9 protein-coding genes are annotated in these 10,652 nt (G+C 27.1%); 6 read left to right on the top strand and 3 right to left on the bottom strand.

What is annotated here, in order from left to right:
• Nucleotides 1-230: transposase domain-containing protein (locus EIC27_RS08170; RefSeq protein ID WP_205702304.1), on the top strand; the 230-nt coding region annotated here is incomplete at its 5' end.
• Nucleotides 231-630: 400 nt separating this feature from the next.
• On the opposite strand, the gene EIC27_RS03505 is transcribed toward EIC27_RS08170, so the two are convergent.
• Nucleotides 631-1,608: a biotin--[acetyl-CoA-carboxylase] ligase gene (locus EIC27_RS03505; RefSeq protein WP_126044758.1), complete on the bottom strand. Its 978-nt coding sequence runs from the start codon at nt 1,606-1,608 to the stop codon at nt 631-633.
• A 74-nt stretch (nt 1,609-1,682) separates the two neighbouring features.
• Nucleotides 1,683-4,259: an ATP-dependent chaperone ClpB gene (gene clpB, locus EIC27_RS03500; RefSeq protein ID WP_126044757.1), complete on the bottom strand. Its 2,577-nt coding sequence runs from the start codon at nt 4,257-4,259 to the stop codon at nt 1,683-1,685.
• A gap of 156 nt (nt 4,260-4,415) precedes the next feature.
• Here clpB and gad point away from each other — a divergent pair, with 156 nt between their 5' ends.
• The 5 genes from gad to EIC27_RS08165 all read left to right on the top strand — a co-directional run bounded on the left by gad (nt 4,416) and on the right by EIC27_RS08165 (nt 10,471).
• Nucleotides 4,416-5,738 carry a glutamate decarboxylase gene (gene gad / locus EIC27_RS03495; protein WP_126044756.1) on the top strand — a complete coding sequence of 441 codons (1,323 nt, stop codon included), beginning with the start codon at nt 4,416-4,418 and terminating at the stop codon, nt 5,736-5,738.
• Between the two features lie 71 nt (nt 5,739-5,809).
• The gene (locus EIC27_RS03490; RefSeq protein WP_126044755.1) at nt 5,810-6,664 is read left to right on the top strand and encodes a TauD/TfdA family dioxygenase; all 855 of its coding nucleotides are present in this window, start codon (nt 5,810-5,812) and stop codon (nt 6,662-6,664) included.
• A complete protein-coding gene (locus EIC27_RS03485; protein ID WP_126044754.1) occupies nt 6,624-9,155 on the top strand; it encodes a phenylacetate--CoA ligase family protein in 2,532 nt (843 codons plus the stop codon). Before EIC27_RS03490 ends, EIC27_RS03485 begins: the two co-directional genes overlap by 41 nt.
• A complete protein-coding gene (locus tag EIC27_RS03480; protein ID WP_126044753.1) occupies nt 9,155-9,418 on the top strand; it encodes a hypothetical protein in 264 nt (87 codons plus the stop codon). Before EIC27_RS03485 ends, EIC27_RS03480 begins: the two co-directional genes overlap by 1 nt.
• Before the next feature lie 288 nt (nt 9,419-9,706).
• Nucleotides 9,707-10,471: an MATE family efflux transporter gene (locus tag EIC27_RS08165; protein ID WP_410519462.1), complete on the top strand. Its 765-nt coding sequence runs from the start codon at nt 9,707-9,709 to the stop codon at nt 10,469-10,471.
• Here the strand turns inward: EIC27_RS08165 and EIC27_RS07260 are convergent.
• Nucleotides 10,466-10,652, bottom strand: a 187-nt coding sequence (locus EIC27_RS07260; RefSeq protein WP_162298318.1) for a hypothetical protein, incomplete at its 5' end; no start/stop codon positions are given. The genes EIC27_RS08165 and EIC27_RS07260 overlap by 6 nt on opposite strands.

The raw sequence follows: 10,652 nt of genomic DNA, 5'->3' as shown, positions 1-10,652 counted from the left end.
GTATAAAACCATTTGCAGTTGGCAGAAAAAATTGGATGTTCTGTGCAACAACTAAGGGTGCTAAAGCTAGTGCAAATATTTATAGTATTATTGAAACTTGCAAAGTAAATAAGATTAATCCTTATGATTATTTAAAATATTTGCTGAATCATATTCATGATTATTCTGATCCAAAAGAGTTAGTAAATTTACTTCCATATAATATTGATAAAAAAATATCATCAAATTAAATTTTTTTTAGAATTATCAAAAAACTTAAGAAACCCAAAGAAAGGCGGATAATACTTGTCAAGATGGGGATATTTTAGCGTTTACCTAATATATAATAGTAGAAGTAGTGGGAAGAATAATAGGTATCATTTCATTTACCTTTAAAGTTAAAATTATTTAGGAGGTCTTGGAAAAAACTTTAGAACTTAGTTAAATAATATAATAACTAAGTTTAAAATTATTCCTAAAATAAGAAAATAATCTTAGCCTAATAAAACAAGAAATAAACCACATACTCATATGGCTTTGCAAGCTATATAATGATGTATATTTATTTTTCATTTTAACTAAAATTATAAAATTGAGTTGCAATTGTATACTGCAAAAAACATATAGTCAACAAATAAAAATTAAAAATAATTAATTTGCAGCAACTATTGATGTATCACCAGAATACAGTGTTATAACTTTATTATTATTGTCTTTAATTAACAAATTACCACCTTCATCTATCCCAATATATTCTCCTTCAATAACATTATTGTGATTTGTTACACTTATTTGTTTACCAGCAAGGTAATCATAATCTTTCCATTCATCTAAGTAATACTGAAAACCCAGTATATTAAATTTTTCTAAATCTCTAATTATATTATTGATTAATAAAACACAAATCTCATTCCTGTCAAAATTTTCTCCAGTTATCTTCTTTAATGATGTCCAGTTGATATTATTAGAATTTGGCAAATGCATCATATTAACATTTAACCCTACTCCTATTATAACATTACAATCTCCATTACTTTCTCCAATCACTTCTGTTAAAATTCCTAAAATCTTTTTATCTTTATAATATATGTCATTAGGCCATTTAATTAAAAATTTATTTGGTAAATTCAATGATAATAAAGACTTTATAATACTTATACCTAAAACTAAACTTAAGCCAGAAATTGCTGAGATATCTTTTCTAAATTTATGTCTAATAGATAAGTAAATATTTTGAGCAAAAGGAGAATACCAATTTCTACCCAACCTAGCATTCCCACCTGATTGATATTCAGATAAACAAACATGATTTTGATATTCACCATCATATACACTTTTCAAGTACTCATTTGTTGAAACTACAGATTGAAAAATATTGAGTATTATAGGGTTAAAATTAATTCCTTTAAGAATTGTATCTTGATCAAGTAATGATATCTTATCCTTTATTTTATACCCAAGTTGATTGTCAGTTATTATATCTACTCCATAATTACTTAATATTTTAATAATTTTCCAAACTGCAGTTCTTGATATATTAAGCTTCTTCCCAATTTCTGTACCTGTTATAAATTCTGCATTAGAAAGAATTTTAACAACTCCAAAAAGATTTTTATTAATTTTTTTCATCGTTTAATTTATAAATAAGCAATCATATATATATCAAAGCATTTAATTTTTTAAAGTTTATTAATGTTATTAAGTTAATTACTATTTTTTACATAAACAACTTTATTACTTTGTAAATCAAGCGTCAATTTATCCTTAGGAACAATTTCTCCTGAAATTAATTTTTCAGCAATTAGGTTTTGAATATTATTTTGAATCACTCTTTTTAAAGGCCTAGCTCCATAAATTGGATCAAAACCTTGATTAACCAACCATTCCTTAAGCTTTGACGTTATTTGTATAGAAATTTTCTTATCAATAAGCATTTCACTTAATTTCTTAAGTTGTATATCTATAATATCAACCATATTCTCTTTTTTAAGCTTATTAAATAACAATATTTCATCTAATCTATTAATAAACTCAGGCTTAAAAGATTTTCTGACATTCACCATTATTTCATCTCTAATTTCATTTACGTTCTTATCACCTGGAAGCGAGGATATCAAATCTGAACCTATATTTGATGTCAAAATTATTAAAGTATTTTTAAAATCGACAGTTCTTCCTTGACCATCTGTTAATCTACCTTCATCAAGAACTTGCAAAAGTATATTAAATACATCTGGATGAGCTTTTTCAATTTCATCAAATAATATCACTTGATATGGCCTTCTTCTAACAGTTTCAGTTAATTTGCCCCCTTCTTCATAGCCAACATAACCGGGAGGGGAGCCTATTAATCTTGCAACTGAATGCTTCTCCATATACTCAGACATATCAATCCTAAGTATTACTTTTTTATCATTAAACAAAAAAATTGCTAATGCTTTTGTTAATTCTGTTTTTCCAACTCCTGTAGGTCCAAGAAATAAAAAAGATCCTATTGGCTTTTCTTTATCTGAAATTCCAGCTCTAGATCTTCTTACAGCTTTAGATACTACTTCAAGCGCATGATCTTGACCAACGACAAATTTCTTTAAATAATCTTCCATTTTAAGTAATTTATCTTTTTCTGATGTCAACATTTTATCAACAGGAATACCAGTCCATTTAGATACAATAGAAGCTATATCGTTTTCTGAAACAGATTCTTTTAACATTGTATTTTCCCTTTCTTTTTCAAATTTTTTCAAGTCTTCTTCTATTTTTGGTATAACACTATATCTTAGTTCACCTGCTTTATTAAAATCTCCTTGCCTTTGAGCAACATCTAAGTCCATTTTTGCAGTGTCTAATTTTTCTTTAAGAGACTGAATATCATTTATTTTTAATTTTTCAGACTGCCATTTGCTCATTAAATCCATATGAGTTGATTCTAATTTTTTTAACTCATTTTGTATAATTTTTAATTGTTCTTTTGATGCTTTGTCATTTTCCTTTTCAAGTGCAACTTTTTCAATTTTTAACTGCATTATTTTTCTGTCAAGTTCATCAATTTCTTCAGGCTTACTATCAACTTGCATCTTCAACCTGCTTGCAGCTTCATCTATTAAATCTATAGCCTTATCAGGCAAAAATCTATCAGTAATATATCTACTAGAAAGATTAGCAGCAGCAATAATTGCATTATCAGTTATCCTCACTCCATGATGAACCTCATATTTTTCTTTAAGACCTCTTAACATTGATATGCAGTCTTCAATAGTAGGCTCTGGTATAAATACTGGTTGAAACCTTCTAGCAAGGGCAGCATCTTTTTCAATATATTTTTTATATTCTGCAAGAGTTGTAGCTCCTATACAATGCAATTCTCCTCTTGCAAGAGCTGGCTTTAATAAATTTGATGCATCCATGGCACCTTCACTAGCACCTGCCCCAACAAGAGTATGTAATTCATCAATAAATAATATTATTTGCCCAGAAGACCTAGATATTTCATTTAATACAGACTTTAATCTTTCTTCAAACTCACCTCTATATTTAGCACCAGCAATCAACGCTCCCAAATCTAACGATAATAATTTTAAATTTTTTAAACTTTCTGGAATATCATTTGTGTAAATTCTTTGAGCTAATCCTTCTATTATAGCAGTTTTACCAACTCCTGGCTCACCTATTAAAACAGGATTATTTTTGGTTCTTCTTGATAATACTTGTATCGCTCTTCTAATTTCTTCATCTCTCCCTATTACTGGATCTATCTTACCTTCTGCAGCATACTGTGTTATATCTTTTGTATATTTTTTTAGAGATTCGAAGGTATTTTCAGCATTTGCCGTATCAGCTACTCTACCTTTCTTCATTTGGTCAATTGCAGATGAAATTTTTAATGAATCTATTCCCTCTTTCGATAAAATTTTATAAATCTCAGTATCCTTTATCTCAGTCATAGCTTGCAATATACTTTCCGTGCTAACAAAACTATCTCCTCTCTTTTTTGCAATTTGCTCTGCTAAAACTAATATTTTTGCATTTTCATTGGATAAATATAACTGATTTGAACCTGTTATAGTTGGTAATTTATATAAATATTCAACAATCTTTTTTACAATTTGACTAGGATCAACATCACATAAACTAACTAACCTTCTACAAATTTCATCTTCTTTATCTATTAAAATATACGCAATATGTTCAGGTTTAAATTGCTGATGATTTTTAGATAAAGCAAAAGCTTGCGCCTGTTGAATTATAGATTTTGAATTATCAGTAAATTTATCAAAATTCATAAAATTATAAATTAAAAATTTTTGTTACTATTAATATAGGTACAAGAATCTTACATTTCAATATATCTAAGTTTTTAAAACTTAGTCTCTAAATATTTTGTATTCAATTATTATCTATGTTTAGATTAAAGGATATATACTTAAATATAAATTAAAATGGAAAATCATCAAACAAATAGAGATATAGCAAAAAATCATAAAATTATGAATAAGGGTTTAGATGCTAGATTAGCTTATAATATGATAAAAGATCAACTAATATTAGATGGAAATGCTAAACAAAATTTAGCAACTTTTGTAACTACCTATATGGAGCCTGAAGCTGCTAAATTAATGGGTGAAGTTGCAAATAAAAATATGATTGATAAAGATGAGTACCCTCAAACTGCGGAAATTGAAAATCGTTGTGTTGAGATTATTGCAAGACTATGGAATGTTCCTAATATTGATAATATGATTGGTTGCTCTACAACTAGATCAAGTGAAGCATGTATGCTTGCAGGCCTTGCTATGAAAAGAAAAATGCAATTAAAGAGAAAGAACAAAAATTTTAAACCAAATTTAATCACTGGCATTAATACTCAGATCTGCTGGGAAAAATTTTGTAATTACTGGGACGTTGAAATGAGGCAAGTACCACTTGAAAAAGGACGTTATATTATTGACCCCATAGAAGCTGTAAAACTTTGTGATGAAAATACCATCGGTGTAGTAGGCATACTAGGAAGTACATTTACCGGTGAATATGAACCTATAGAAAAATTAAATAAAGAAATTGATAAATTTAATAAAAAACACAATCTTGAAATTCCAATTCATGTTGATGCAGCAAGTGGTGGCTTTGTTGCACCATTTTTGCAAAAAATATTAAAGTGGGATTTTAGATTGAAATGGGTAAAATCTATAAATGTCTCAGGACATAAATTTGGACTAGTATACCCAGGAGTAGGTTGGGCAATTTGGAAAGATAAAAAAGATTTGCCAGAAGATTTAGTATTTAATGTAAATTATCTTGGTGGCAAAATGCCAACATTTACTTTAAATTTTTCAAAATCTGCAAGCCAAGTCATAGGCCAATATTACAATTTTGTTAGACTAGGGTTTGAAGGTTATAAAAAGGTTCATGAAGAATCTAGAGAAATAGCTAATAATATAGCAAAGAATCTAAAGAAATATGAGATATTTGACATTATTAGCGAAGGAAATGACATTGCTGTTGTTTCTTGGAAAGTAAAAGACAAAGTTGATTTTAATTTATTCTTATTATCCGAAAGATTAAATTATACTGGATGGCAAGTACCAGCATATACTTTACCAGATAATCTAACAGATGTAGTTGTTATGAGAATTGTTATACGTGAAGGATTTAGTTATGAAATGGCAGATTTGTTATTAAAAGACTTAGAAAAAGCTATTGAGTATTGCAAAGAAAATTCAAAGCATTTAAAGCATACAAAAAAGCATTGCTATAAACATTAGTAAAATTTATTAATAAATAATGGGAAAGAAAATAAAAAATATGTATATCTAACTGATATAAGGAGTTAAAAATGTCAGTAAATAATATTTATGCAGATAGCTATCAATTAAAAATTCCTGCCATATGCTATCAAAATTTAAGCTCTAATAACCAAAAAATACCAAAAACACTATATCAATATATACTTAATAGATCTGGCATATTGATTATTAATCTTAATTATGAGGAAAAAACTGCCAATACTTTAGTAAAAGTCGTAAATTCTATAGGAGGAATACTACATAGTCATAATGGTGAAGGTGTTATTTTATTGGATGTAAAACCTGTACAAAATAACAATGGAGAGTATTTAGCAAGATCACATCAGTTAAATGAATTTGTATTACATACAGATTGTTCTTATGAAGAAAAAATACCAGATTTTATAGCACTTTACGTAGTAAATCATGATAAATTTGGTGGTGGAAAAAATTTATTAATTGACGGACTAACATTAATTCAACACTTATCTAAAAAATCATTAACCACTCTTCAAAAGGAATCTGTAAAATTTATCATACCAGAGGAATTTAAAAAAGGAGTGAAATATATACACGCTAAGATAATAGATGAAAATTTTAATATACGATATAGAAGATCTATCATAGATCAAAGAGGCTTATCAAAGGAGATAAAAAATGCTTTAGATGAATTTGATGAACTTTGCCATTCCCCTATTATCAATAGAGGATTTGAACTAAAAACAGGGCAATTAATATTACTAAATAACAGGCGTTTTTTACATGCAAGAACTGAAATAAAGGATAAAAACAGACATCTTATCCGCGCAAGATTTTTCACAAATTTTGATAAATTTATAAAAACAGAATTTACCAAAAAAAGCCATGAAACAAAAAGAAAAATTACAACACTTAGTTCCATTTAAAAAAAATTTAATTAAAGACAAAGATAAATTATTAAAATCATTATCTTATAAAATGTCTTTTGATAGATATGGAAAAAATTTTAACCCTTACCCTATAATATTTGATGATGATGTAATAGAACAAATTGAAGAAGCTAATAACATTATAATTATTGCACTTGATGCTATAATTAAAAATTATTTTCACGATAAAGATGTGCAAAGTATTTTAAAATTATCAAACAAAGCATCAATATTATTAGAGAAATGTTCAAAAATTACTTATAAATTAGGTTCCATACGTCCAGATTTTTTAATTACAACAGACAATAGAATTAAAATATGTGAAATTAACGCAAGATTTCCATTTAATGGTATACTTGTAGCTCAATTTTTAAGAGATATTTATAATAAAACTGGTATATCAGATTACGTCTCAATTAACCAATACCCTAACATTATAAACTTGGTATTAAAAAATTTTGATCTATCTAAACCTATAATTATACTGCGTGATCGAGAAAAAGGTTATGATATGAATTTTTTAGAAAATATTTTAAAAGAAAATTCAAAAATAAAACAAAAACAAATATCTCTAATTCCTAATGAGTTAACAGTATTTGATGGTAAATTATTATTTAAAGGACAAATATGTGAACAATTTATTATTGAACTACACCAAGATGAATTATTAAGTTTAAGTGATAATTTTTTAGAAGCTTTAGTTAAAACAAATTATATTAATGATTTAAGAACAATATTAATTGGACATGATAAACGTCTTTTAGCTGCTTTCTCAAAACCAGAGATAATGTTGCGATATATCTCAATGGAAGAATTTAAAATACTTAATAAATATATTATACAAACTTATTTACCTAATAATGAAATTAACAAAGAAGTAGTATCTAATAAAAATAATTGGGTACTAAAAAAATATGGAGGGGGTAAAGGTGTTGGAATGTATGTTGGTAAAACTCACTCTGCTGAATTAATTAAAAATATCCTAAAAAATGAATGCCAAGATTATATAATACAACCTTATATATTTCAAAAAAAAGTTCCCATATATACAAAATACAACAATAATATAGATTTTGCAAACATGCATATTGTCCGATTTTTTGCTAATTATAATAAAAACTTTCTTGGGGCCGGATTTCTTAGAGTATCTTCAGGTGATATAGTAAATGTATCTGAACAAGGAGGTTGTATAATAAATGTGGTGAAAAAAAATTACAGCCATAAAAATCATATAATACGTAATTTAAATTATGTTATTTCATATGCAAAAAAATACTCAAAATATTATTCTAAAACACTTCCCATAGACAAAATAAAAACTTTAGACGAACTTGATAAATTACCAATATTAAAAGGAAGTACACTAAAACAACATACGTCTAATGCAAAATGCAGCTTACTTACTGATAAATTAGAGTTTTGTTATATTTTTACAAGCGGAGGTACCACAGGAGCCCCCAAATTTGTTTTTCGTTCATATGAGGAAAATAACACAAATGCAAAAATGCTAGCAAAAGGCTTGAAAGTGTGTGGCTTACAAAAGAATGATGTGGTAGCAAATTTACTAACAGGTGAAGATTTATGGCCAGGGATGACTATATTCAATATAGCGCTAAAACACGTTGGATGCTGTATATTAAGCCTTGGAGAAAGTTATAAACAAGATTTCTTAATCGAAATGATACGCAGATTCAAAATCACAGCTTTGCTTGGCATACCTACACAAATAGCTTCTCTTGCACATTATATAGAAGAAAAAAATATTAAAGATATTTGTATACCTAGAATTATTATTGGTGGCGAACATTTGTATGAAGGTGCTAAAAAATATATAAAAAAAATTCTTAAGGTAAAACATTTTCAATCAACTGGTTATACTAGCAGTGATACAGGAGCAATAGGCTATCAATGTATTTTTTGTGGTGATAATGAATATCATCTCCATTCTAACATGCAATATCTTGAAATTTTAAACTTTAATAATAATAATCCCGTATCATTTGGTGAACAAGGTCGTATAGTCGTTACTAACCTAGACAGAACATTAATGCCATTAATTAGATATGAAATTGGAGATATAGGCAGAATGTTAGATCAAAATTGCCAATGTCATTCCACTGATCCAAAATTCGAACTACTAGGACGTTGTGATGATAATATAAATATAGGAACCGATACTATATCGATTGAATTTTTTGCAAATTCAATAGCTAAATTTGAAGAATTATCATCACATTTCCAAGTACTAATTAATAATACAAATGGCATTGATTATGTAACAATTATTTCAGAAATTAAAAATCAGGAAAAAGTTTCTAAGGGACTAAAAGAAGCTTTATATAATGAAATATCTTTTGTCACAATAATAAAAAATCTAATCAATAAAAAGCTTGTTGGAGACATTTTTATCAATATCTTACCATATGGCTCAATTACAAGGAATTCTAAAACTGGAAAAATACGCAATATTATTGATGAGAGAAAATAATGAACAATTTAGCAACTGATTTCTCTATCAGAAAAGATATTTTACACATTACTTTTCCAGTTTTATTTATACAATTAGCAGTTTTCGGTAGAATATTTATAGCAACTTATGTAATGAATCAAGTTAATGCGCAGGCCATAGCATCTTTTGCTGTTGCTATTGGCATTATCCAAACCATTACAATGGTAATAATAGGTCTTCTTTCAGCAATTAGTATTATTAATACTCATCAAAATAATATATCTACTATTTTTAGTAATTAATTTCTCCCATATATTGTAATTAGCTTTATTATAATAAGTATTATTTCATTCCTTCTTTTTATCTTTCCTAAATTTTCAGATTTTTTCAAAATATCACCTGAACTACAATATGATGTTAATTTATTTTTGTGTGCTTATATAATTGGTATCCCAGCTTTTGTGTTTTCTACTACATTAAGATTTCACTTATTATCATTTAAAAAAACTAAAATAATTAGTATCACTAATATAAATGGCTTTATAATCTGTGCTTTATTTACAATAATATTTTCATGGCACCCATTTCATATGGGTGCCACAGGATTCGCTTATGCTGCTGCATTGTCATTTTGGTATACACTGTTTCACTTATTATATTTTACTTGGAAAAATGAGTTACTTCCAAAAACATTGAAAAATATGAGATTAAAATTTCACTATATTATAGAAATCTTAAAAGAAGGTATCCCTATGAGTTTGGTTTATAGTGTAGAATCGGTATTTTTTACAGTATTAATCCTTGTAACTCAAAAATATGCTATTGAATACATAACGTCATATCAAGTAGTAATACAAATAATCTTATTATTTCTTATATGGCCATTAGCTATAGGCCAAGGAGCAATCATTATTATTGGACAAAATTATTCCAATAAGACTATCAAAATCAATATATCTAAAATAATAAAAAACATGCTCCTTATCGGCATCTCTATAATTACATTAAGCATTGTACTAATTTTTATATTGAAACAATATTACCTGAATTTCTTCTTTACAGAGCAACGCTTTATAAATATCAGCATTTTATATATGTATCCAATGTTAGTTTTTTTATTAACAGACTCATGTGCAATAATGTTTATGTCTGTATTAAGAGGTTTGCGCAAAACTGTATTTCCACTCATTTCAATGCTAATTTTTTATTGGATAATTGGAGGAGCTATCATAATATTCTTGCATTTTTATATACATTATTCACCTATTTCATTTTTTTGGGCCCTTAGCTTTGTTAGCACGTTATGCGCTATATCTTATTTTCTCTATATGTATAAAATCATTTCATCGCTATAATTCAACCATATTATTATTAGCTGCTAATTCTATTTTTACACATTCAGTATCTCTTTCAAACATTTTACAATACATATATTGTGCTTCAACATGATTGTTATCAGCTGCTAATTCTAAATATTTTTTTGCACATTCAACATCTTTTTCATTTGCGCAAATAAGTCCATAATAATATTGTGCT

Origin of the sequence: Candidatus Aquarickettsia rohweri (genome assembly GCF_003953955.1) — a bacterium.
Lineage (GTDB): Bacteria > Pseudomonadota > Alphaproteobacteria > Rickettsiales > Midichloriaceae > Aquirickettsia > Aquirickettsia rohweri.
The sequence above is the reverse complement of the archived record's forward strand: the minus strand, read 5'-3'. Positions and strand labels throughout refer to the sequence as shown.